Raw genomic sequence first — 24,011 nt, 5'->3', positions numbered from 1 at the left:
CTCCCCGGGGAGGAGATCGGGCTCGTCTTCGACGACGATCAGCGCCGCCGGAAGGCGGCTAGCGTCTCGGTATGACCGAGCGCGTGTGGGGGCTGCTGCGTCGGCGCCCGCTCGCCGCCGACGCGCTGCTCGCCGCCGCCCTGGTGGCGATGGAGCTGGTGTTCGCGCTGATCACGCCGCGCGAGCTCTGGTCGCGGTCGCTGCCGGTGACGGTGGCCTGGAGCGTGGCGTGCGCGGCGCCGTTGGTGCTGCGCCGGGTGGCGCCCTGGCCGGCGATCGGCGCGGCGGTGGCCACGCTGGGGCTTCCGGCGGTGACCGGGCTGGGCGCCGGGGTGCAGGGGTTGACGTTCGCCGTGCTGACCTTCACGGTGGCGGCGCGGTGGCAGGCCCGGCGGGCGGCGGCGGCCGCAGCAGTGCTGTGGGTGCCGGTGGCGGTGGCCAACGTGGTCGCACCGGTCGACGGCCTGCTGGCCGTCAGCCCGACCCTGCTGGTGCTGAACAACCTGCTCGTGGGGCTGCTGTCGTACGCGGTGGGCCGGGTGGTGCAGGCCCGCCAGGCGGCCAACCGGGCGCTGCGGGAGCGGGCCCGGGTGGCCGAGGAGCGGCAGCGGTCGCTCGCGGAGCAGGCGGTCGCCGACGAGCGGCGCCGGATCGCCCGCGAGCTGCACGACGTGGTGGCGCACCACGTCAGCGTGATGGGTGTGCTGGCCACCGGGGCGCGGCGGGTGCTGCGCCGGGACCCGGACGCGGCCGACGAGGTGATCGGCACGATCGAGGAGACTGGCCGGGCCACCCTGCGGGAGCTGCGCCGGCTGCTGGACGTGCTGCGGACCGACGCGGAGCCGGACGCCGACCTCGCCCCCCAGCCGGGGCTCGCGGGCATCGAGACCCTGACCGAGCAGGTACGCGAGGCGGGCCTGCCGGTGACGCTGCGCGTCGACGGTGACCCGGTCGTGGTGGAGGAGGGCGTGGCGCTGGCGATCTACCGGATCGTGCAGGAGGCGTTGACCAACGCGCTCAAGCACGCCGGCGCGGCGACCGCCGAGGTGCGTATCGGCTACGACGGGGCCGCCGTGGTGGTGGAGGTCACCGACGACGGGCGGGGACCGGTTCCGGGTTCCCGCGGCGTGGGGCACGGTCTGGTGGGCATGCGGGAGCGGGTCGGCCTCTACGGTGGTGTCCTACAGGCCGGCGCGCGGACCGGCGGCGGGTTCCGGGTCCACGCGAGGATTCCGGTGGAGCAGCCGGGGCCGGTGCCGGCGTGACGGGTGAGCAGGGGGCGGCATGACCGATCGGACGGCCCGGCCGGTACGGGTCCTGCTCGTCGACGACCAGCCGCTGCTGCGTACCGGCTTCCGGATGGTGCTGGGCGCCGAGGAGGACCTGGACGTCGTCGCGGAGGCCGGTGACGGCGTGGAGGCGGTGGATCTGTCCCGCCGGCTGCTGCCAGACGTGGTGCTGATGGACATCCGGATGCCGCGGATGGACGGGGTGGCGGCGACCCGCGCGATCGTCGACGCCCGCCTCCCGGTGCGTGTGTTGATCCTCACCACCTTCGACCTCGACGAGTACGTGGTGGGGGCGCTGCGCGCCGGGGCCAGCGGCTTCCTGGCGAAGGATGTGCCCGCCGAGGACCTGGTCACCGCGATCCGCACGGTGGCCGCCGGGGAGGCGGTGGTGGCGCCGCGCATCCTGAAGCGGCTGCTGGACCGGTTCGCGGACGTGCTGCCCGACCCGTCGGCCACGCCGCCGCGTTCGCTGGCCGCGCTCACCGAGCGGGAGCGGGAGGTGCTGGTGCAGGTCGCCCGGGGGTTGTCCAACTCCGAGATCGCCGCGGAGCTGTCGGTGAGCGAGACCACGATCAAGACCCACGTCGGGCACGTGTTGACGAAGCTGGGGCTGCGCGACCGGGTGCAGGCCGTGGTGCTGGCGTACGAGACGGGTCTCGTACGCCCCCGGGGGTAGCGGGCACGTCCGGCTACTCCCTCCGTCGTATTCGAAGATCCGCCCTCGGCGCGAGGTAGCTTTTGCCGTCGTCACCTACCGTGACCGCAGACGGCCCGACGGGGTTGACTCTCACGCGGCGTCAACCCATAGCGTCCGGCCGGGCTGGTCGGCTGCGGCGACCCACCGTGCTCGATCAGCCCCGTCTCAGGGGCAACCCTGAGTCGGCATGGGGGGCACCCGCAGCACGGAAATCCGCACCGGCTCCGACCAAGGTCGGAGAGAACCGGGGTGACGAACGCGGAGGATGAGAGGGTCGCGCCGAATCCAGCGGGGGGCGGCGCGGACGGACCGAACGACAGAGGGAGAAGACGTGACCGCGACGGTAGGCCGGCAGGCGCAGGCCGCGGCCCGGGCGAACGACGTGTGGAAGGTGTACGGCAGCGGCGAGGCGCAGGTCATCGCGCTGCGGGGGGTCAGTGCCGAGTTCGAACAGGGCCGCTTCACCGCGATCATGGGCCCCTCGGGGTCGGGCAAGTCGACGCTGATGCACTGCCTGGCGGGGCTGGACACGGTGACCCGGGGGACGGTGTCGATCGGCGACACCACGGTCACCGGTCTGGGCGACGCCGGGCTGACCAAGCTGCGCCGGGACAAGGTGGGCTTCATCTTCCAGCAGTTCAACCTGCTGCCCACGCTCAGCGCCAAGGAGAACATCCTGCTGCCGTTGTCGATCGCCGGACGCAAGCCGGACCCGGCCTGGTACGACATCGTGATCGACACGGTCGGGCTGCGGGACCGGCTGGACCACCGGCCGGCGCAGCTCTCCGGCGGGCAGCAGCAGCGGGTGGCGTGCGCCCGGGCCCTGGTCTCCCGCCCGGAAGTGATCTTCGCCGACGAGCCGACGGGAAACCTCGACTCCCGCGCCGGCGCGGAGGTGCTGAACTTCCTGCGCAACTCGGTACGTGAGCACGGCCAGACGATCGTCATGGTCACCCACGACCCGACCGCCGCCGCGTACGCCGACCGGGTGGTGTTCCTGGCCGACGGGCAGATCGTCTCCGAGTTGATCGAGCCGACCGCAGACACCGTGCTGGACACCATGAAGAAGCTGGACGCCTCGGCCGAGGTGAACGGCTGATGTTCCGGGCGACACTGAAGAGTCTCCTGGCGCGCAAGCTGCGGCTCACCCTCTCCGGGCTGGCCGTGGTCCTGGGAGTGATGTTCGTCTCGGGCGCGTTCGTGCTGACCGACACCCTCGGCCGGACCTTCGACGCGATCTTCGCCGACGCGTACGAGGGGGTGGACGTCAACGTCGCGGCCAAGCCGAAGATCGCGATGTCGGAGATGGAGGGCGAGCAGGCTCCTCCGCCGTTCCCGGCGAGCACGGTCGAGAAGGTCCGCGCGGTGCCCGGGGTGGCCGACGCGACGGGCGTGGTCGCCATCGACGGGGCCCGCCTGATCGGCAGCAACGGCAAGGCCGTCGCCTCGTTCGGTCCGCCACAGCTCGGCGAGAACTGGACCGGCGAGACGGACCTGATCCAGCTGCGTGAGGGGCGCGGCGCGAACGCCGCCGACGAGATCGTCATCAACAAGGGGCTCGCCGACGCGGGCAAGGTGAAGCTCGGTGACCGGGTCGGGGTGCTCACCCCGCTGGAGCCGAAGCAGCAGTTCACCATCGTCGGGATCTTCGGCTACAGCGGTGGCCGGGACTCGATCGGCGGCTCCAACGAGATCATGTTCACCACGCCGGTGGCGCAGCGGCTCATGCTGGGCGAGCCCGACACCTTCAACAGCGTGAGCGTGCAGGCCGCCGACGGTGTCTCCCCCGAGTCGCTGCGCGACTCGGTGGCCGGCGCGGTCGGCGGCGGGTACGACGTGAAGACCGGCGAGCAGCTGTCGGAGGAGGCGGCGGCGGGCTTCAAGGAGGCCCTGTCGTTCTTCAACCGGATCCTGCTCGGCTTCGCGGCCGTGGCGCTGCTGGTCGGCACGTTCCTGATCCTCAACACCTTCTCGATCATCGTGGCGCAGCGCACCCGGGAGCTGGCGCTGATGCGGGCCATCGGCGCCAGCCGGAAGCAGATGATCGGCTCGGTGGTGCTGGAGGCGATCGCGGTCGGCCTGATCGCCTCGGTGCTCGGCCTGGGCGCCGGCATCGGCATCGGCGCGCTGCTCGCGTGGGCGTTCGGCAACCTGGCCGGCGGGCTCACCCTGGCCGGGCTCGGCATACCGATGAGCGCCGTGATCAGCGCGTTCGCGGTCGGCCTGGTCATCACCGTGGTGGCGGCGCTGCTGCCGGCGCTGCGGGCCTCGCGGATCCCACCGATCGCGGCGATGCAGGACGTGGCCACGCCGGACCGCCCGCTGACCCGGATCACGGTCACCGGCGGTGTGGTCAGCGCGATCGGCGCGGTGCTGCTCTTCCTCGGCCTCTCCGGCAACGCGGGGGACAGCACGCTGGTCACGATCCTGGGCGGGGTGCTCTTCGCGTTCATCGGTGTCGCGTTGCTGACCCCGCTGATCAGCCGACCGGTGGTCAGCGTGCTCGGGGCGATCTTCGCCTGGTCGGTGCCGGGCAAGCTGGGACGGCTCAACTCGGGGCGCAACCCGCGCCGCACCGCCATCACGGCGGCGGCCCTCATGGTCGGCATCGCCCTGGTGACCGGCGTGACGGTGATCCTGGACTCGGCGAAGAGCAGCATCAGCGGCCTCGCCCAGGACACCATCAAGGCCGAGCTGGTCATCGCCGGCGTGCAGAGCGGCCCCCGGCCGCCGACGTTCGACCCGGCGGTGCTGGAGAAGGCCGCGGCGATTCCCGGCGTCCAGCTGGTCGACGGCGAGTACGGCGACCTGGCCGTGGTCGGCGGGGAACGCACCTGGGTCGCCGCGAGCAGCGACGACGCCGCGCTCCGGCAGATCTTCGGGGTGCAGCCCACCGCCGGGAACATCGACCGGCTCGGACCGAACGAGATGCTGGTCAGCACGGACACCGCGGCGGACCGCGGACTCTCGGTCGGTTCTACGGTGCCGGTGCAGCTGGCCCGTGGCGAGCCCAGCACCTACACGGTCACCGGCATCTACGGCAGCAGCCAGCTGACCAACGGTGTCATCCTCCCGGCGGAGGCGGCCCGCGACTTCGCCATCCCGCAGCCGATCCAGGGCTTCATCCAGTTGGCCCCCGGCACCAACGTCGCCGACGTGCAGCCGCAGGTCGAGGCGCTGCTCGCCGACTCCCCGGAGGTGTCGGTGGCCGACCGGGACGCGTTCATCGAGCAGCAGGCCGGTCAGGTCGACGGGCTGCTCACGATGATCCAGATCCTGCTGGCGCTGGCCATCGTGATCGCGGTCCTCGGCATCGTCAACACCCTGGCGCTGTCGGTGCTGGAACGCACCCGCGAGCTGGGGCTGCTGCGGGCCATCGGGCTACGCCGGGCGCAGACCATGCGGATGATCACCGTCGAGGCGGTGGTGATCTCGGTGTTCGGGGCGCTGCTCGGCGTGCTCGTCGGCGCGGGCCTGGGCGCCGCCGTGGTCGAGGCGTTGAAGGACGAGGGCATCACCGACCTGGTGCTGCCGTGGACGCAGATCGGGGTCGCCCTCGGGCTCGCCGCGATCGTGGGGGTGATCGCGGCGATCCTGCCCGCGGCCCGGGCCGCCCGGATCAACGTGCTGGGCGCGATCGCCCACGACTGATCCGCGACCCGACGGTTGCCCCCGCACTCGGTACCGCGGGGGCAACCGGCACCGATCCGCACGAAGCACGACATCCGTGAGGGGCCGCGCCGACCGGCGCGGCCCCTCACCGCGTCAGCGGCCGACGAGCAGCGCGGCCCTCACCGCTTCAGGGGCCGGCGAGCACGGCGTCAGCGGCCGGCCAGCAGCGCGGCGAGGAACTCCAGGTCCACGGTGGTCAGGCTCTTCAACTGGTGTACGCCGTCGGTCGACGGCAGCGGCACCTCGGCCGGCACGGCCAGCACGGCGGCGCCGGCGGCCAGGGCACTGGCCACCCCCGTGGCCGAGTCCTCGATCGCCACGCACCGCTCGATCGGCACCCCCAGCAGCCGGGCGGCGGTCAGGTACGGCTCCGGGTGCGGCTTCGCCGCGACCACCTCGTCGCCGCAGACCACCACGTCGAAGTTCTCCCGGCCCAGGGTCTCCAGCGCCACCTCGACCAGCGGACGGCCGCTGGAGGTGACCAGCGCCGTCGGGATGCCGGCCGCGCGTACCGCCGTCAGCAGGGCCATCGCCCCCGGCCGCCAGCTCAGCCCGGTGCGGAACAGCTCCAGGATCCGGGCGTCGATCCAGTCGGCGCTGACCTTCAGGTCCCGCTCCGGCTGGCCGAGGTCCTCGTGCAGGATCCGCATCGAGTCCGCCATGACCGTGCCGACGATCGACCGGCGCGCGTCGTCGGAGAGGGTCCCGCCGTAGACGGCGGCGAGCTCCTGCAGCGCGACGTCCCACAGCTTCTCGCTGTCGACCAGGGTGCCGTCCATGTCGAAGAGCACGGCGGCGGGATGACGGCTGGTGTGCGGATCGCCCAGGGACATGCCGGGATCCTCTCAGGGGCACGGCGGGACGCTCGTCCCGGTGCCCGCCCGGGTGACCCACGCAATCGCCGGGCCCACCGCGGCCCGGCCGCCGGGATCAGCCGAGGTCGCAGGCGGCCAGCGACCGCTCGTAGCCGCGGAAGAAGGAGTCGGTCCGCTGCTCGGCGGTGCCGTGCGAACCCTCGGCGAACCAGGGCTGGTCGGGGTCGTCGCCGACCGCCGCCAACCCCTCCCGGAACTCCTCCAGGTCACCCTCGCCGAGGGTCAGGGCGCCCGAGCGCACCGAGTCGCCGAGGTACGCCCCGGCCATGCAGTCGGCCTGCAGCTCCTGCTGGATGGTGAAGTCGTAGCGGATGCCGAGGCGTACCTGGATGCCGTGCGCGTACTCGTGGCCGAGCAGGTAGAAGACGAACGCGTCGCCGACCTGCCGGAACGCGGCCACGGACCAGGCGACGTCGTACGCGATGAAGTCGCCCTGCGAGCAGTAGACGGCGTTGTTGCGCGGCAACGCCTGCCCGCCACAGGAGACCTCCCCGGCCCGCTGGTAGGAGACGATCCGCCGGATCGGTCGGAACCCCTCCCCCGACGCCCGGAACTGGGCCGCCCAGTACCGCTCGGCCACCGCCTGCGCGTCGGCGACGTCCTGGGCGAACTCCTCGACGCTGGTGGTGCCGTCGGCGCGGGTGGCGGCCGTGCCCGGCGCCACCGTCGGCTCCGGCGGCGCGGGCTCACCGCCCTGCGGATCGCTCACCCCTCCGACGAAGCAGCCGCCGGCCGCCACGAGCGCCACCAGCAGGCCCGCCAGCGGCCCTCGGAACCGACCTGTCGCCCGTCTGTCCACATCGCCCTCCCCGGCAGCCCGCTCGCGCACGCGATACCCCGACGGTACGTGCTCCCTGCGCGCCGAGCGGCGCCACGGTGCCGGGATTCGAGGAGTGCGGCTGGGGCCGCTGTCGAAGTCGTCGGTGGAGCTGCGCCCGCCCGCCGCAGGCCGGTCCGGGTCTTTGACACCCGCAATAAGGTCACGTCGATGACCGACTTCGACGATCACGAACGTGGGCGGTGGGCCGGGCGCGCCGAGGCGTACGCCCGTAGCTTCGGCCGGCTCTGCGCGTACCCCGCGCCGGCCCTGCTGGATGCGGCTGGGGTGACCGACGGCGCCCGGATGCTGGACGTCGGCACCGGCCCGGGCACCGTGGCGGCGCTCGCCACCGCGCGCGGCGCGACCGTGACCGCCGTGGACGCCGAGGCCAGCATGATCGTCACGGCCCGTACGGCCCGCGCCGCGGGCCACTTCGCGCGGGCCGCGCTGCCCCTGCTGCCCTTCCCCACCGGCGCCTTCGACGTGGCGGTGGCGAACTTCGTGATCAACCACGTCGGCGACCCGCTCGCCGCCGTGTCGGAGCTGCGCCGGGTGGTACGCCCCGGCGGTCAGGTGGCGATCACCATCTGGCCGTACCCGCGGCCGCCGCTGCAACGACTCTGGCGGCAGGCGTACGAGGCGGCCGGCGGGCCACCCCGACCGGCGCTGCCGCAGGTCGACGCCGAGCGGAACTTCGACCGTACGCCGGAAGGGCTGACCGGGCTGCTGCGTGGCGCGGGGCTGGACCCGCTGCGGTGCGAGACGCTCTCCTGGGTGCACCGCACCGACCCGCAGGAGTGGTGGGCCGGACCGGAGGCCGGCATCGGAGAGCTCGGGCTGCTGCTCGACGGCGCGCCGGCCGATCTCCGCCGGCGGGCCCGCGACGCCTACGACCGGCTCACCGCCGAGTACCGCGGCCCCGACGGGCTCCTCGGCCTGCCCACCGGGGCCCTGGTCGCGTCGGGTCGAACACGATGAACCGGGGCCGGGTGTCCGGAACCGGCGGACGGCTTCGACGTCCCCGGTGAGCGGCGCCGCGGCGGCGCCGACGGAAGGAGCAGACCGTGAAGTACATGATCCTCCTGTACGGCTCGCAGCAGGACTACGACGTGCTCAGCGGGCAGCCGGGCGACCGCCCCGCCATGACCCCCGAGCAGGTCGCGGCGATGCACGCGCACATGGAGAAGGTCCACCGGGCGCTTGTCGACTCCGGCGAGCTGGTCGACGCCCAGGGGCTCAGCGCGCCGGTGCACGCCCGCCGGGTCCAGGTCGACGGCGGGCTGCCGGTGGTGACCGACGGCCCGTACCCGGAGACGCAGGAGGTGCTCGCCGGCTACACGATCGTGGAGTGCGCCAGCTTCGACCGGGCCACCGAGATCGCCTCCGGCTTCGTGAACCCCGACGCCCCCGGCGAGTACGTCGACGTGCGGCCAGTGCTCGACGGCGTCGAGGACCTGGCCGGCTGACCGGTGCCCGAGCCGCGTGTCGAGGACCTGCTGCGTCGGCTGGCGCCGCAGGTCCTCGGCGCGCTCGTACGCCGCTACGGTCACTTCGACACGGCCGAGGACGCCACCCAGGAGGCGCTGATCGCCGCCGCGACCGGCTGGCCGCGTGACGGCGTACCGGAGAACCCTCGGGCCTGGCTGATCGCGGTGGCGGCCCGCCGGCTCACCGACCTGCTCCGCCGGGAACAGGCCCGGGCCCGGCGGGAGGACCTCGTCGCCCGCCGGGTGCTGCCCGCCGACCGGGTGGCGCCGGCCGCGGACCGACCATCCGACGACGGCGACGACAGCCTGATCCTGCTCTTCCTCTGCTGCCACCCGGCGCTCTCCCCCGCCGCGCAGATCGCGCTGACGCTGCGCGCGGTGGGTGGGCTCAGCACCGCCGAGGTGGCGCGAGCCTTCCTGGTGCCCGAGGCGACCATGGCCCGGCGGATCAGCCGCGGGAAGCAGCGCATCCGCGACAGCGGCTTACCGTTCCGCATGCCGACGGGCGTCGAGCGCCGCGAGCGGCTCGCCGTCGTCCTCCACGTGCTCTACCTGATCTTCAATGAGGGGTACACCCGCACGGCCGGGCCGGGCCTGCTCCGCGCCGACCTGGCCGCCGAGGCGATCCGGCTGGCCCGGCTGCTGCACCGGCTCCTGGCGGACGAAGCCGAGGTGGCCGGGCTGCTGGCGTTGATGCTGCTCACCGATGCGCGAGCACCGGCCCGGATCGGCGCGCACGGCGAGCTCGTGCCGATGGCCGAGCAGGATCGCAGCCGCTGGAAGGCCTACCAGATCGCCGAGGGCGTCGCCCTGGTCAGCGCGGCGCTGCCCCGCGGGCCGGTCGGCCCGTACCAGCTGCAGGCGGCCGTCGCCGCCGTGCACGACGAGGCGCGCAGCGCCGCCGAGACCGACTGGGCGCAGATCACCGCACTCTACGAGGTGCTGCGGGACGTCGCCGACAGCCCGGTGGTGGCGCTCAACCACGCGGTGGCGGTGGCGATGAGTCGGGGCGCGCCCGCCGGGTTGGCCCTGCTCGACGGCCTCGCCGCCGAGAACCGCCTCGCCGGCGATCCCCGGCTGCCCGCCGCCCGGGCGCACCTGCTGGAGCTGGTCGGTGACCGGGTAGCCGCCGAGGAGGCGTACCGGACGGCGGCCGGACGGTCGACGAACCTCGCCCAGCAGCGCTACCTCCACTCCCGCGCCAACCGCCTCACCGACTGACCCACTCCCGCCTCACCTCGCCTGACAGGCCCGTCGAGATCTTGGTGCGCCTCGCTGAGATCTTGGAACCTTTCGGCCCTCTTGGGGGCCGTTTCCTACCAAGATCTCGTGGCCAGGGCGCGGGGCGCTAGCTAGCACTCCCGACGCCGATCATCACCCGTTCCGCCCCGCGATCTTGGAAGGAAGCGGCCCTCAAGAGGGCCACAACGTTCCAAGATCTTCACGCTCACCTCACGGCGGAGAGACTGACATACCTCTGCGGCATGATCGCGTCTCGTGACGGACTACACCGACCTTCTGGCCCGCATCGCCGCACGGGCTCGCGAGGACGAGCCACTGACGCCAGTTGCCACCGGCCTGCCGGCTCCGCTTGCCCACGAGAAGGTCACCGACGCCGAGGAGCGACTGGGGTTCCAGCTACACCCCTTGCTGGCGGCGATCTACCGAGACTTCGCGAACGGCGGCTTCGGCCCGGATTACCAGCTACTCAGCCTGACCGAGGGACCGACGTCCGAACAGGCCGTCGACTGTTACATCGAAGCGAGACGCAGCTCCGCCAACACCGAGTGGGCCTGGCCTGAAGGAGTTCTTCCGATCCTGGACTGGGGTTGCGGCATGTACGCGTGCGTCGACTGCCGAAGCGAGCAGGGAACCGTCCTCCTCTTCGAACCCAACCCGGGAGACCCCGACGCCGCCTGGTGGATCGACTCTCCCAGCCTGACGACGTGGTTGGAGCACTACGTCAACGACACCGGGTGGTGGGTCAAGGCCGCGGAAGGTGACGACTTCGACGAACTGCCACCGTGGCCGGACGCCAAGGAACGCGCGGCCGGCTGATCATGAGGCCGTACTTGGCGTTGTATCGATTGTGGGCGCGAATATAGCCGATCAAACCGGACGAGACGTCCTGCGAATTGGGCCTGACCCCGTCAAGGAACTCCTCAGATGGGCACCTCAACGGCCTGAAGACTGGCATGATCTTGGAGGCTCACACGTCGTCGCCCGGCAGGTGAGCCGAACGCGGGTGTGCAACGATGATCGGCATGTCGACTCCCCGAAAGGGCAATGCCGCGTAGGCGCCCAGCACAACTGCGTGCCGACTCCATCTACCGGCGACCGCTTAACGGGTCGACCTCCGTCATCCCTGGGCTCTCGGCCCGCGGCTTGAGAACCATCGCCTACCTCGAACGCACCCGCCTCTGGAACCAGGCCGTCTCTGATGCACTGCGGACCTGGTCATGGTTCGTACGCCACCCCTGGCATCGCTTGTGGGACCCGACGGCCGGCTGCGGAGTGATGCAGTGCTGTCCCAACCCGCCCGAGTTGCGCTGGATCCTGGACGTCGCCGTTGCTGTTCTTCCACCACAGGACGCCCGGACCCTTCGCAAGCAGATCGCGGCGCTCGATGAGCTGTGGTGACCCGCCGGCCCCTGGCCTGCCCGGCGACTGCGGGCGTTGACGAAAATAGGGAGCGTCCGCATCGTGGGCAGCCGGCTGTCCTGCGCCGGTTGATGGTTGCACTGCGGCCTCGGTTGATGCTTGGCGTACGCGCGTCTCCTACCAGCGGAGTGTCAGTTGTTGCTGGGGCTCGCGATTCCGCGTCGGGCGAACGATCGGGCAACCTGATCGAAGATCGAGACGGCAAGGTGTGGTTGGTCGGCCGCTTCGGCCACGGCAAGTCCAACCTGCCCGTCGTAACCCACCAGTCGCGTGTGGCGCTCGACGATGAGGCCGAGTTGATAGATCAGTTTGACGATCGCCGCAGCGTCAGGGCCCTGGTACCAGTACGGAACGGTAATCCCTGCCTCATCGCCGTACAGGCTCAACTGGATGCCGGTCGGTTCATGGTCCAGTTGCAACAATTGCGCGTCAACGTCGCCCAGGAGTTGCCGCGCTTCGGCCACGATGTGCGCCCACGCTTCCGCGTCCGGCGATCCGGTGTCCGCGTCGTCCTCAACCCGTTCCTCCAAGGCATCAAGCGCTTGGTCCCAGGACTGGTCGTCATCCTTGGACAGGAACGTGATGTCGTAGCTCATGGGCGCGCACGATACCCATCCCGCAAGTGTTCTGCGACGCCCAGGTCGTTTCGCGGACGTCAGCGACGGCCGATGCTGATAGCCCGGGTGACGGCCTGTACGCCGGTGACGACCTGGAGACGGCACGATCGTGGTTCTAAGAGCGCCGCAGGGGGTGAAAGTGCTGGTCAGAGCACTCGCTCGGACTATTTGGCGTTGAAGTAGCTCGCCTCCGGGTGGTGCACCACGATCGCGTCGGTGGCCTGCTCCGGCATCAGCTGGAACTCCTCCGACAGCTGCACGCCGATCCGCTCCGCTCCGAGCAGCTCCACGATCTTGGCGCGGTCCTCCAGATCGGGGCAGGCCGGGTAGCCGAACGCGTACCGGCAGCCCCGGTAGTCGGTGCGCAGCAGGCCGGCCAGGTCCGCCGGATCGTCGGCGGCGAGGGTACGCCCACCGGGCAGCGTCAGCTCGGCACGGACCCGCTTGTGCCAGTACTCGGCGAGCGCCTCGGTGAGCTGGACGGAGAGTCCGTGCACCTCCAGGTAGTCGCGGTACTCGTTGCGGGCGAAGAGCTTCGCGGCGTACTCGCTGACCGGCTGGCCCACCGTGACCAGCTGCAACGCCACCACGTCCAGCTGGTCGCCGCGTGGCCGGAAGAAGTCGGCCAGGCAGAGCCGCCGCTCCTGCCGCTGCCGGGGGAAGGAGAACCGGGCCCGCTCGCTCTGCCCGTTCTCGTCCAGCACCACCAGGTCGTTCCCCTCGCTGTACGCGGGGAAGTACCCGTACACCACGGCCGCCTCGAGCACCTGGTCGGCGATGAGCCGGTCCAGCCAGTACCGCAGCCGCGGCCGCCCCTCGGTCTCCACCAACTCCTCGTACGACGGTCCCTTGCCGCCCCGGGCACCGCGCAGCCCCCACTGCCCCAGGAACGTGGCCCGCTCGTCGAGCAGCGACGCGTAGTCACCGAGCGGCACGCCCTTGACCACCCGAGTGCCGAAGAACGGCGGGGTGGGGACCTCCACGTCCCGGGCCACGTCCGAGCGGACCGACGCGTCGTTCAGCTCCGGCAGCGACTCGACGACCATCGTCCGCTGCCGTTCCCGGCGGGCCCGCCGCGCCGCCAGAGCCGCCTCCCGCTCCGGGTCGACCACCGGCGCACCACCGCGCTTGGCGGTCATCACCCGGTCCATCAGGGACAGCCCCTCGAAGGCGTCCCGCGCGTAGTGCACCTGCCCGGGGAACATCGACCGCAGGTCGTCCTCGACGTACGCCCGGGTCAGCGCCGCACCGCCCAACAGGACCGGCCAGCGGTCCGCGACCCCGCGACTGGCCATCTCGGCCAGGTTCTCCTTCATGATGACCGTGCTCTTGACCAGCAGCCCGGACATCCCGATCGCGTCGGCGCGGTGCTCCTCGGCGGCGTCGAGGATGGCGCTGATCGGCTGCTTGATGCCGATGTTCACCACGTCGTAGCCGTTGTTGGACAGGATGATGTCGACCAGGTTCTTACCGATGTCGTGCACATCGCCGCGCACGGTCGCCAGGACGATACGGCCCTTGCCGCCGTCCTCGACGGCCTCCATGTGCGGCTCCAGGTGCGCCACCGCGCTCTTCATCACCTCGGCCGACTGGAGCACGAAGGGCAGCTGCATCTGACCGGAGCCGAACAGCTCACCGACGACCTTCATCCCGTCGAGCAGGATGTCGTTGATGATCGACAGCGGCGCCCGTCCCTCGGCCATCGCCGTGTCCAGGTCGGCCTCCAGGCCGTTGCGCTCACCGTCGATGATCCGCCGCTTGAGCCGCTCGTCCAGCGGCAGCGCGGCCAACTCCTCGGCCCGACCGGCGCGCGCCGAGGCGGCGTCGACCCCCTCGAAGATCTCGATGTAGCGCTGCACCGGGTCGTACCCCTCGCGGCGCCGGTCGTAGACCAGGTCGAGGGCCGCCTCGCGCTGCTCGTCGGGGATCTTCGACATCGGCAGGATCTTGCTGGCGTGCACGATCGCCGAGGTGAGCCCGGCCTGTACGCACTCGTGCAGGAAGACCGAGTTGAGCACCTGCCGGGCCGCCGGGTTCAGGCCGAACGAGACGTTGGAGACGCCGAGGGTGAAGTTGACCCCCGGATACCGCTGCGCGATCTCCCGGATCGCCTCGATCGTCTCGATGCCGTCGCGGCGGGTCTCCTCCTGACCGGTGGCGATCGGGAAGGTCAGCGCGTCGATCAGGATGTCGGAGCGGTCCATCCCCCAGCGGCCGGTCAGGTCCTCGATCAGCCGCTCCGCGACCCGGACCTTCCATTCCCGGGTACGGGCCTGCCCCTCCTCGTCGATGAGCAGCGCCACCACCGCCGCGCCGTGCTCCTTGACCACCGGCATCACCCGGGCGTAGCGGGACTCCGGGCCGTCGCCGTCCTCGAAGTTCACCGAGTTGACCACGCAGCGGCCACCGAGCATCTCCAGGCCGGCCTCGATCACCGCCGGCTCCGTCGAGTCCAGCATGATCGGCAGCGTGGAGGCGGTCGCGAACCGGCCCGCCAGTTCTCGCATGTCCTGGGTACCGTCCCGGCCGACGTAGTCGACGCAGACGTCCAGCAGGTGCGAGCCGTCCCGGGCCTGGCTGCGGGCGATCTCCACGCAGGCCCGCCAGTCCCCGGCGAGCATGGCCTCCCGGAACGCCTTCGAGCCGTTGGCGTTGGTCCGCTCCCCCACCATCAGCACCGAGGCGTCCTGGGCGAAGGGCACCGGGTGGTAGACCGACGAGACGCCGGCCTCGTGCTGCGGGGTACGCGGCGCGGCGCTGACCCCGTGCAGCCGCTCGGCGAGCACCTGGATGTGTTCCGGCGTGGTGCCGCAGCAGCCGCCGACCAGCGAGACGCCGTACTCGGTGGCGAAGCGCTCCAGCGCGTCGGCCAGCTCCACGGGGGTGAGCGGGAAGTACGCCCCGTCGGCGGTGAGCACGGGCAGACCGGCGTTCGGCATCACCGACAGCGGGGTACGCGAGTGCTGGGAGAGGTAGCGCAGGTGCTCGCCCATCTCGGCCGGGCCGGTCGAGCAGTTCAACCCGATCAGGTCCACCCCCAGCGGCTCGATCGCCGCCAGCGCCGCGCCGATCTCGCTGCCCACCAGCATCGTGCCGGTGGTCTCCACCGCGACGTGACAGATGATCGGCACCACCCGGTCGAGCTCGGCCATCGCCCGCTTCGACCCGACGATGGCCGCCTTCACCTGGAGCAGGTCCTGACAGGTCTCCACGATCAGCGCGTCGGCGCCGCCCTCGATCAGCCCGGCCGCGTTCTGCTGGTAGGCGTCCCGCAGGTCGGTGTACGGGGCGTGGCCGAGGGTGGGCAGTTTCGTGCCGGGACCGATGGAGCCGAGCACGAAGCGGGGCCGCTCGGCGGTGCTGTACGCGTCGGCGGCCTCCCGGGCGAGCCGGGCGCCGGCCTCGGAGAGTTCCCGGATGCGGTGCGGGATGTCGTACTCGGCGAGGTTCGGCAGGTTCGCGCCGAACGTGTTGGTCTCGACGCAGTCCGCGCCGGCGGCCAGGTACGCCTCGTGCACGCCCCGGACCACGTCCGGCCGGGTCACGTTGAGGATCTCGTTGCAGCCCTCGAGCCCGTCGAAGTCGTCCAGGGTGAGGTCGGCGGCCTGCAACATCGTCCCCATCGCCCCGTCGGCGATGAGGATCCGGTCGGCCAACGCGTCGAGAAACGAGATCCGCACGGCCTTAAGGCTAGTGCGGGACCGGGCGTCGCGATCCTCCCCGGCGCGCTGTCCCACATTCTGTCGCCGGGATCACTCTGTCCGGTTCGACCCCCGCTGCGGGCCGGCGGCCCCCCTGACCGGCGCGGCCGACGGGCCGCATGCCGGCCCGGGACGTAGGCTGACGGACGTGAAGGAGAACAGGGACGCCACCATGCACCACCGGCGGACGAGCGGGTTCGGCCCGATCCGCCGCAACGAGCACAGCGAGGTGACGGCGTGACCGAGTTCGACGGGCTGCCGGTGCTGCGTTCACCGGTGGCGATCGCGGCGTTCGAGGGCTGGAACGACGCCGCGGACGCCTCCACCGCAGCGGTGGAGCATCTGGAGCAGGTCTGGCAGGCCCGGCAGGTGGCCGAGCTGGACCCGGAGGACTTCTACGACTTCCAGGTGAGCCGACCGACGATCACGATGGCCGAGGGCGAGACCCGCCGGGTCGAGTGGCCCACCACCCGGTTCATGGTCGCCAGCCCGGAGGGCACCGAGCGGGACGTGGTGCTGATCCGCGGCATCGAGCCGAGCATGCGCTGGCGCACCTTCTGTGAGCAGGTACTGGAGATCTGCCACAGCCTGGAGGTCGAGCGCGTCGTGCTGCTCGGTGCGCTGCTGGCCGACGTGCCGTACACCCGGCCGCTGCCGATCAGCGGCAGCGCGTCGGACGCGCAGGCGGCCGAGCGTTACCAGCTCACGCCCACCCGCTACGACGGTCCGACCGGCATCGTGGGGGTCCTGCACGACGCGTGCAGCCGCGCCGAGGTCGACGCGGTCTCGTTCTGGGTGCACGTGCCGCATTACGCGAACAACCCGCCCTGCCCGAAGGCCACCCTGGCCCTGCTGCACCGGGTCGAGGAGGTGCTGGACCTGCCGGTGCCGATGGCCGACCTGGCCGAGGAGGCCGCCGAGTGGGAACAGCGGGTACGCAACGCGGCAGAGCAGGACGCCGAGCTCGGCGAGTACGTCCGTGAGCTGGAGGAACGCGTCGGCGACGCGGGTATCACCCCGCTGACCGGCGACGAGATCGCCCAGGAGTTCGAGAAGTACCTGCGCCGCCGCGGTGGCTCCGCGGGCCCGACCGCCGGCTCCTGGTAGCCGCCACTCCCCCGCGCCAAGCCCGGGCGGTACGACATCTCGTCGTACCGCCCGGGCTTTTTGCTGGCGTCGTCGGCCTGCTGGCGTCGTCGGCCGCGGGTTCGACCGGTGCGTCGTCGTGTCGGGGGCCGATGATTCTGCGTGTCGGGGTGGCGCAGCGCACCACCGCTAGGGCATCCTAGGAACCTAGATGTGATCAAGGAGGCGGGCATGCAGATCAACCCGGGCGCGGCCGAGTTCCCGCACCGGCAGATCGCCGCGCAGCTCACGACGCGCATCCGGCGGGGAGACTGGGCGCCGGGCGAGCGACTGCCGTCCATCCCGGCGATGGCCGAGATGTTCGGCGTCGCGAAGCAGACCGTGCAGCGCGCCGTCGACCAGCTGCGGGTCGAGGGCGTCCTCATCACCAAGCCGGGCTCCGGCACCTACGTCCGGGGCACCCGCCGGCGGCTCAACCGCCTCTCCCGGGGACGGTACGGCGGCTTCCGCGGCTACCACACCGATCTCGCCGCCCGGTACCGGCAGCAGCTGGTCTCGGTCGGCCGCTCCCCCGCCCCGCCCGAGGTGGCCGACGCGTTCGGCGTCTCCGACGGCACGGAGCTGGTCTGCCGCAGGCACCTGGTCCGCACCGAGGACTCCCCCGTCGAGGTCGGCGCCTCCTGGTTCCTGCCGGCCGACGCGGCCGGCACCTCGCTCGAGCGCGCGGAGGCCTTCGGTCGGCCGCTCTACCAGGAGGCCGAGGAGGCAACCGGTCGGCGGTACGTCACCGCCACCGACACGATCAGCGCCCGCCAGCCCAGCCGGGAGGAGGCGGAGACCCTCCAGATCCGGCCCGACACCCCCGTGCTGCACCTGCTGCACGTCGCGTACGACGGCGCCCACAAACCGATCGAGGTCGCCCAGGCGACCTGGCCCGGCCCGATGACCACCCTCACCGAGGAGTACCAGGTCCCCGCCCCGGCGGCCGAGCCGGACCCGGACCCGGGGCTCGTCCTCGGCTGAGCCTTGCCGCGTCCCGCGCGGCCGCAGTGTCGGCCCGGACCGGAGACGTCGACCCGGGTCTGGGGCGGCGCGAACCCGCGAGGCCCGAACCGGTGGCGTCGGCGGGGCGGCCACGGCGCGCCGCGCGGCCGTAGCGTCGGCGCGGAACCGCAGCGTCGGCGCGGAACCGCAGCGTCGGCGCGCGGCCGCGGCGAAGGTCCAGACCCGCGTCATCGGTGCGTAGCCGCGGCGTCGGCCCGAGCCCGCAGCGTCGGCTCGATCCCCGCGTCGTCGGCGCGCGGCGGCAGCGTCGACGCCGCGCCCACCGGCGGGACGAACCGGCGGGCGCGTGGCGAACGTCGGTCCCCGCCGGCGCGGTCAGTACCCGCCGGTGACCTGGTTGCGCAGCGGCTCGCCGGCCAGGTACCGGCGCAGCTGCGCGGCCACCAACCGGTACACGCGCGGCAGCAGGCCGTGCACCTGGGCGCCCACGTGCGGCGTGATCAGGACGTTCGGCAGGTGCCACAGCGGGTCGCCGGGCGGCAGGGGCTCCGGGTCGGTGACGTCGAGCACCGCGGAGATTCGACCGGTGGCGAGTTCGGCGAAGAGCGCCGTCGGGTCGGCGACCGGGCCGCGGGCGGCGTTGACCAGCATCGCGCCGTCGGCCATGGCGGCGAGGAAGCGGGCGTCCACGAGTCGACGGGTCTCGGTGGTGAGCGGCACGAGCAGGACGACGATGTCCGCGGCCGGCAGCAGGCGCGGCAGGTCGGTGACCGCGTGCACCCCCTCGGCCGGGCGCGCGCTGCGTGCGACGAAGGTCAACTCCACCTCGAACGGGGCCAGCCTGGCCGCCACCGCGGACCCGATCGAGCCGGCCCCGATGATCAGAACCCGCTTGCCGGCGAGTTCGTCGGTCGGCAGGTACGGCTCGGTGGTCCAGACGCCCCGATCCTGGGCGCGCAGGAACGACGGGAAGGCGCGCAGCTGCGACAGGATCCCGGTGACCACCCACTCGGCGGTGGAGGAGTCGTGCACGCCCCGGGCGTTGCAGAGGATCACCCCTGCCGGCGTCCGGTCGACCCAGGCTTCCGCTCCCGCACTCGGCAGCTGCACCACCCGCAGGTCCGGCAACTCGGTGATGAGGTGGCTCGTGTCGTGGGGCATACCGATGAACGTCGGCAGCCAGAACTCGACCCCGTCCGGCGCCGAGGGGAGGTTCTGCGGATCGTCGGCGACCTCGACGACCACACTGTCGGGCAAGTCACCAAGAACCGGAATGCCAAACTTGTGAGGAATCCACACCTTCATGTTTGGCGACGCTAGCCAACCAAGGCCGTTCGATCCCTGTGGGGCCGACCGAATGTGCTGGTAAACAGCTTGTGAGGTCCGTCCTAGCGGAATGCCCGAAGCGCCGGACCGACGCCGAAAAGCGGCACCGACGTCCGGTCCCGGGACGCTGGCGCGCCACGCCATCCGACGCCGACGCCCCCGGTCCGAGACGGAACCGGGGGCGTCGGTCTACGACGGGCCGGGCGACCGAGCGGGTCCCCGGCGGGAGAATCAGCTGACGGCGGGGTCAGCGGCGGAACGGGTCAGAGGCGGACGCCGAGGAGGGCGTCGACGGTGTCGGCGAAGAGCGCGGGCGCGCTCGGGTCGTCGCCTGCGCCGGCCAGCGCCTGCTCGGCCCAGGCGTCGGCGAGCTGGAGCGCGCCCGGGCTGTCGAGGTCGTCGGCGAGGCGGGCGCGTACGCCGGCCAGCAGCTCGGCCCCGGACGGACCGGCGGGCGCGGCGGCGGCCTGCCGCCAGCGGGCCAGCCGCTCCTGCGCGGCGGTCAGCAGCTCGTCGGTCCAGGTGCGGTCACTGCGGTAGTGGCCGGACAGCAGCGCCAGCCGGACCGCCATCGGGTCGACCTGGTCCGCGCGCAGCCGGGAGACGAAGACCAGGTTTCCCCGGGACTTCGACATCTTCTCGCCGTCCAGGCCGATCATGCCGGCGTGCACGTAGTGCTGGGCGAACGGGGCCTCGCCGGTCAGCCGCTCGGCGTGCGCCGCGGACGCCTCGTGGTGCGGGAAGAGCAGGTCGTTGCCGCCGCCCTGCACGTCGATCCGGTCACCGAGCAGGTCCAGGGCGATCACCGCGCACTCGATGTGCCAGCCGGGACGCCCGGCGCCCAGCTCGCCGCCCGGCCAGGAGGGCTCGCCCTCCCGGGCGCCCCGCCAGAGCAGCGGGTCGAGCGGGTCGCGCTTGCCGTCCCGGTCCGGGTCACCGCCGCGCTCCGGGAAGATCTCCAGCATCTCGGCGCGGCTGAGGTTGGACTCGTAGCCGAAGCGGGGCGAGGCGGAGATGTCGAAGTACACGTCGCCGGTGCCGTCGTCGAGGCGGTAGGCGGCCCCGTCCTTGAGCAGCAGCTGCACCTTCTCGGCGATGTCCGGGATCGACTCGACCGCGCCGACGTAGTTTGCCGGCGGGATGATCCGCAGGGCCTCCATGTCCTCCCGGAACAGGGCGGTCTCCCGCATGGCGAGGACCTTCCAGTCCTCACCGTCGCGCGCGGCGCGCTCCAGCAGCGGGTCGTCGATGTCGGTGACGTTCTGCACGTACCGCACCGTCCGCCCGGCGTCGCGCCACACCCGCTGCACCAGGTCGAACGTGATCATGGTCGCGGCGTGACCGAGGTGGGTCGCGTCGTACGGCGTGATGCCACAGACGTACATCCGCGCCACGTCGGCGGGATCGCTCGGGTGGAGGCCCTGCCGCGCCGAGTCGTACAACGCAAGCGGTCCGCCCCTACCGGGCAGCCGCGGCACCTCATGTCCCGCCCACGGTTCCATTCCGTCAGCCTATCCAGCCGCAGGACGACGGACGGGAGCGCCACCGAGTGATCAACATGACAGCGGCCGTACGCCTCGGCATCCGCGCGGCACCGGCCGGTCGGGGAGTACGCGGGGTCAGATCGGCGGCCAGGGGACCGCGGGCCACTCCTCCGGGGGCAGCGGGAACCGGCCGCTGTCCCGCAGCCGATCGATCCGGGCCGCCAGCTCGACGATCTCGCTGATCGTCAGATGCTCGGCCAGCTCCTCCCCGAGCGCTCCGGCGACCTGGCCGGCGAGCGCGTCGAGCACCTCCAGCGCGTCCGGCGGCAGCTGCCGGCCCGCCCAGCCCCAGAGCACCGTCCGCAGCTTCTCCTCGACGTGGAAACTCACCCCGTGGTCCACGCCGTAGATCCGGTCGTCCGCGCCCAGCAGAACGTGTCCGCCCTTGCGGTCCGCGTTGTTGATCACCGCGTCGAGCACCACGAGGCGGGCCAGTCGGGGATCGTCGGCGTGCGCCAGGGCGTACGGGGTGCCGTCGTCGTCCCGCGCCGCCGCGATCGGGAACCAGCGGGGCGGCAGCGCGTCGGCCGGCACGAACCCGACCAGCGGCTCCGCGTCGGCGGGCTCGTCGATCCAGAGCTGGCAGGAGCCCGTTCCGAAGGGCCCGTCGCGCAGTACGGTCGGCGGGATCAGGTCCCAGCCGGTGGCCCGGGAGACCAGGTACGCCGCGACCTCACGGCCGGCGAGGGTGCCGTCGGGGAAGTCCCAGAGCGGACGCTCCCCGCGCACCGGCTTGTACACGCAGTGGGCGCTCACCCCGTCGAGGGTCAGCACCCCGCGCAGCGTGGCGTTCGACGCGTCGACGAGCCGCCCCTCGAGGGTCAGCTCGCCGTCGCGCAGCAACCGGAGCGCCGCGCTGCCGTCCTGTCGTGGCTGGATGCCGGACGACGTCACCGGTGGTAACCGTTGTGCCGCGGGCAGAGGTGCCCGGCGGGGTCCAGTGGCTGGCCGCAGAGCGGGCACGGCGGACGGCCGGCATTGACCACCCGGCGGGCGCGCTCGATGAACTCCCGGGTCGCCTGCGGGGTCAGCCGGACCCGAAGACGGTCGAGGTCCTCGTCCGGCTCGTCGTCGGAGTCCTCCTCCTCGTCGCCGAGCTCGACCTCGGCCTCCGCCTCACCGGCGGCGATCGCCTCGATCACCACGGTCGCCGTGTCCACGTCGAAGGCCAGGCCGAGGGTGCCGACGCGGAACTCCTCGTCGACGGGCGTGTCCAGCGGGTCGTTGTCGCCGACCGCCCGGGGCGCCTCGGGCAGCTCCACCCCGAACCGGCGGTGCGCCTCGGTCAGCAGCTCCTCGAGCTTCTCGGCGAGCAGGGACACCTGGACCTTCTCCAGCGCGACGCTGACCAGCCGACCGCCACCGCGGGCCTGGAGGAAGAACGTCCGCTCCCCCGGCGGCCCGACGGTCCCGGCGACGAACCGCTCCGGCGGCTCGAAGGCGTGCACCTGGTGGCTCATACTCACGACCCTATCCGGCCCGTCCTGGCGTCGCGCACCCCACCGACCCGAATCGCCACCGCGCGCCACACCCCGCGCACCGACGTGTGACGCCCGACTCCCGGGGCGTCACCGCGCCTACCGTGCGTGATCATCGAGTGCTGCCGGCGCCACCGCCCACCGCCGCGTCCGAGTCGACCCGGCGCGCCGCCCGCCGCCGCTTCGGCCGCGGCGGAACCAGGCCGCTCAGGTCGCCACCGGTGTCGTTGAGCCGGGTCAGGAACGGGCGCAGCGGGGTGTAGCGGATCACCGTCACCGACGCCGGGTCGGCCACGATCCGCTGAAAGAGATCCAGGTGTACGCCGAGCGCGTCCGCGACGATGGCCTTGATCACATCGCCGTGGCTGCACGCCAGCCAGAGCGCCTCGGGACCGTGCTCGGCGGTGACCCGGGCGTCCCAGGAGCGCACCGCCGAGACGGCGCGCGCCGCCATGGCCGCCATCGCCTCCCCCTCGGGGAAGACCACGGCACTCGGGTGCTGCTGGACGACCGGCCAGAGCGGGTCCTTCGCCAGCTTCTTGAGCGGCTGCCCCTCCCAGCTGCCGTACCCGCACTCGATGAGCCCCTCCTCGACCACCGGGGAGGCGTCCGGCAGCGCCAACTCCAGGGTCTGCCGGCAACGGATCAGCGGACTGGTCACCACCGCCGCCAACGGCAGGCCGCGCAGCCGCTCCCCCGCCGCGGTCGCCTGCGCGCGGCCGGTCTCGTCCAACTCCACCGGTTGCCGCCCGGCAAGGCCGCCGTCGGCGTTCGCGGTCGTCCGGCCGTGTCGCAGAAGCAGAAGGGTCGCCACGGTCACCACCCTAGGGCCTCCCCCGTCGCCCCGGGCCACCGCGCGACCGCTGTCCCGACCACGACCCCCCGACTTCCTTTTAGATCGGCTTGATGTCGGGGTGTCCGGGTCGTCCGGATGCCCCGACATCAAGGAACCCGAGTTGACCATGGGGCGCGGATCGGGCGGGCTGCATGTGACTGGATCGCGCTCGCGGTTCACTTCCGTCGAGTCGCTGTCGCGGGTCGCCGTCGGCGCGCTTGCTGGGCTGATCGACGCGAGGTGCCTGATGTCGGGACGCCCCGGCGGGATGATGCGACGACCGTACGGCCCTCGAATGGAACTTCGCGCGGATCAGGCCGGCACCCCCGCGCAGAGCCCGGTCGCTGGCGCCTATCCGCCGCCCCGCCAGGCGCGCAAACCAGACACATCGCGTTCATCGCCCCGTGCGCGCCGATTGATCGACTCGGTTTCCTTGATGTCGGGGTGTCCCGTTCGCGTGATGCCCCGACTTCAAGGACCCCGAGTCGATCACGAGCGGCGCCTGGGGTGATTCGCGAACGGTGTCCGGTTCGCGGCCGCGCGGGCCCTCGAACGGACCTTCGCGCGGATCGGGCCGGCACCCCCGGGCAGGGCCCGGCGCTGGGCACTACCCCGCAGCCCCTCCAGGCGGGCAAATCGGACACATCGCGTTCATCGCCCCAAGCGCGCCAATGATCGACTCGGGTTCCTTGATGTCGGGGTGTCCCGGCCGCGTGATGCCCCGACTTCAAGGACCCCGAGTCGATCACGGGTCGCGCCTGGGGTGAATGGCGCGCAATGTCCGGTCCTCGGCCAGCGCGGTCTGGGACGCGGCCAACCAGCCTGGGCGGTTCCGGGCGGTTTCGGGGTGTGACCGGTGGCATCCTCAGGCCGGAATCGTGGCCGGGTCGCGGGCGTTGAACAGCCCCGACGGCCGAG

At 72.3% G+C, this 24,011-nt stretch carries 19 protein-coding genes; 10 read left to right on the top strand and 9 right to left on the bottom strand.

The genetic code is table 11. The features are described 5' to 3' along the window. Positions 1-71 precede the first annotated feature (71 nt). The 4 genes from D7147_RS24115 to D7147_RS24100 all read left to right on the top strand — a co-directional run bounded on the left by D7147_RS24115 (position 72) and on the right by D7147_RS24100 (position 5,637). Positions 72-1,265, top strand: a complete 1,194-nt coding sequence (locus D7147_RS24115) for a sensor histidine kinase (RefSeq protein ID WP_120681474.1) — start codon at positions 72-74, stop codon at positions 1,263-1,265. Between the two features lie 19 nt (positions 1,266-1,284). Then, entirely contained in the window at positions 1,285-1,965 is a 681-nt protein-coding gene (locus D7147_RS24110) for a response regulator (RefSeq protein ID WP_120681472.1), read from the top strand. Positions 1,966-2,317: 352 nt separating this feature from the next. Continuing rightward, positions 2,318-3,085 carry an ABC transporter ATP-binding protein gene (locus tag D7147_RS24105; RefSeq protein WP_120681471.1) on the top strand — a complete coding sequence of 256 codons (768 nt, stop codon included), beginning with the start codon at positions 2,318-2,320 and terminating at the stop codon, positions 3,083-3,085. Beyond that, entirely contained in the window at positions 3,085-5,637 is a 2,553-nt protein-coding gene (locus D7147_RS24100; RefSeq protein WP_120681469.1) for an ABC transporter permease, read from the top strand. Before D7147_RS24105 ends, D7147_RS24100 begins: the two co-directional genes overlap by 1 nt. Positions 5,638-5,807: 170 nt before the next feature. Here D7147_RS24100 and D7147_RS24095 read toward each other — a convergent pair whose 3' ends face one another. Together D7147_RS24095 and D7147_RS24090 are read right to left on the bottom strand one after the other, a co-directional pair. Beyond that, on the bottom strand, positions 5,808-6,449 hold the full coding sequence (locus tag D7147_RS24095) for an HAD family hydrolase (RefSeq protein WP_120681635.1): 642 nt from the start codon (positions 6,447-6,449) through the stop codon (positions 5,808-5,810). Between the two features lie 139 nt (positions 6,450-6,588). Further along, a complete protein-coding gene (locus D7147_RS24090) occupies positions 6,589-7,332 on the bottom strand; it encodes a neutral zinc metallopeptidase (protein WP_120681467.1) in 744 nt (247 codons plus the stop codon). A gap of 189 nt (positions 7,333-7,521) precedes the next feature. On the opposite strand from D7147_RS24090, the gene D7147_RS24085 reads away from it, so the two are divergent. The 4 genes from D7147_RS24085 to D7147_RS24070 all read left to right on the top strand — a co-directional run bounded on the left by D7147_RS24085 (position 7,522) and on the right by D7147_RS24070 (position 10,898). Continuing rightward, positions 7,522-8,331 carry a class I SAM-dependent methyltransferase gene (locus D7147_RS24085; protein WP_120681465.1) on the top strand — a complete coding sequence of 270 codons (810 nt, stop codon included), beginning with the start codon at positions 7,522-7,524 and terminating at the stop codon, positions 8,329-8,331. 95 nt (positions 8,332-8,426) lie between these two features. After that, positions 8,427-8,819 carry a YciI family protein gene (locus tag D7147_RS24080; protein WP_233563390.1) on the top strand — a complete coding sequence of 131 codons (393 nt, stop codon included), beginning with the start codon at positions 8,427-8,429 and terminating at the stop codon, positions 8,817-8,819. A 3-nt stretch (positions 8,820-8,822) separates the two neighbouring features. Beyond that, positions 8,823-10,061, top strand: a complete 1,239-nt coding sequence (locus D7147_RS24075) for an RNA polymerase sigma factor (RefSeq protein ID WP_120681461.1) — start codon at positions 8,823-8,825, stop codon at positions 10,059-10,061. Positions 10,062-10,337: 276 nt separating this feature from the next. Beyond that, a complete protein-coding gene (locus D7147_RS24070) occupies positions 10,338-10,898 on the top strand; it encodes an SMI1/KNR4 family protein (protein WP_120681459.1) in 561 nt (186 codons plus the stop codon). 734 nt (positions 10,899-11,632) lie between these two features. On the opposite strand, the gene D7147_RS24065 is transcribed toward D7147_RS24070, so the two are convergent. Both D7147_RS24065 and metH read right to left on the bottom strand, forming a co-directional pair. After that, a complete protein-coding gene (locus tag D7147_RS24065; RefSeq protein WP_120681457.1) occupies positions 11,633-12,097 on the bottom strand; it encodes a hypothetical protein in 465 nt (154 codons plus the stop codon). A gap of 185 nt (positions 12,098-12,282) precedes the next feature. Continuing rightward, positions 12,283-15,798, bottom strand: coding sequence for a methionine synthase (gene metH, locus D7147_RS24060; RefSeq protein ID WP_120681455.1), 3,516 nt, complete (start codon positions 15,796-15,798; stop codon positions 12,283-12,285). 258 nt (positions 15,799-16,056) lie between these two features. Here metH and D7147_RS24055 point away from each other — a divergent pair, with 258 nt between their 5' ends. Together D7147_RS24055 and D7147_RS24050 are read left to right on the top strand one after the other, a co-directional pair. After that, the gene (locus tag D7147_RS24055; protein ID WP_120681453.1) at positions 16,057-16,926 is read left to right on the top strand and encodes a PAC2 family protein; all 870 of its coding nucleotides are present in this window, start codon (positions 16,057-16,059) and stop codon (positions 16,924-16,926) included. A gap of 210 nt (positions 16,927-17,136) precedes the next feature. Next, positions 17,137-17,928, top strand: a complete 792-nt coding sequence (locus D7147_RS24050; RefSeq protein ID WP_120681633.1) for a GntR family transcriptional regulator — start codon at positions 17,137-17,139, stop codon at positions 17,926-17,928. Positions 17,929-18,285: 357 nt separating this feature from the next. Here D7147_RS24050 and D7147_RS24045 read toward each other — a convergent pair whose 3' ends face one another. The 5 genes from D7147_RS24045 to D7147_RS24025 form a co-directional block, all read right to left on the bottom strand. Beyond that, positions 18,286-19,215 carry a 2-hydroxyacid dehydrogenase gene (locus D7147_RS24045; RefSeq protein ID WP_120681451.1) on the bottom strand — a complete coding sequence of 310 codons (930 nt, stop codon included), beginning with the start codon at positions 19,213-19,215 and terminating at the stop codon, positions 18,286-18,288. A gap of 284 nt (positions 19,216-19,499) precedes the next feature. After that, positions 19,500-20,738 (bottom strand): cysteine--1-D-myo-inosityl 2-amino-2-deoxy-alpha-D-glucopyranoside ligase, encoded by a 1,239-nt coding sequence (gene mshC / locus D7147_RS24040; protein WP_120681449.1) that lies wholly within the window; start codon positions 20,736-20,738, stop codon positions 19,500-19,502. A gap of 117 nt (positions 20,739-20,855) precedes the next feature. Beyond that, positions 20,856-21,674 (bottom strand): SCO1664 family protein, encoded by an 819-nt coding sequence (locus D7147_RS24035; protein ID WP_120681447.1) that lies wholly within the window; start codon positions 21,672-21,674, stop codon positions 20,856-20,858. Continuing rightward, on the bottom strand, positions 21,671-22,240 hold the full coding sequence (locus tag D7147_RS24030) for a DUF3090 domain-containing protein (protein WP_120681445.1): 570 nt from the start codon (positions 22,238-22,240) through the stop codon (positions 21,671-21,673). Before D7147_RS24030 ends, D7147_RS24035 begins: the two co-directional genes overlap by 4 nt. 130 nt (positions 22,241-22,370) lie before the next feature. Then, positions 22,371-23,081 carry a histidine phosphatase family protein gene (locus D7147_RS24025; protein ID WP_120681443.1) on the bottom strand — a complete coding sequence of 237 codons (711 nt, stop codon included), beginning with the start codon at positions 23,079-23,081 and terminating at the stop codon, positions 22,371-22,373. Between the last annotated feature and the right edge of the window lie 930 nt (positions 23,082-24,011).

It is taken from the genome of Micromonospora musae, from assembly GCF_003626545.1.
Lineage (GTDB): Bacteria > Actinomycetota > Actinomycetes > Mycobacteriales > Micromonosporaceae > Micromonospora > Micromonospora musae.
The sequence above is the reverse complement of the archived record's forward strand: the minus strand, read 5'-3'. Positions and strand labels throughout refer to the sequence as shown.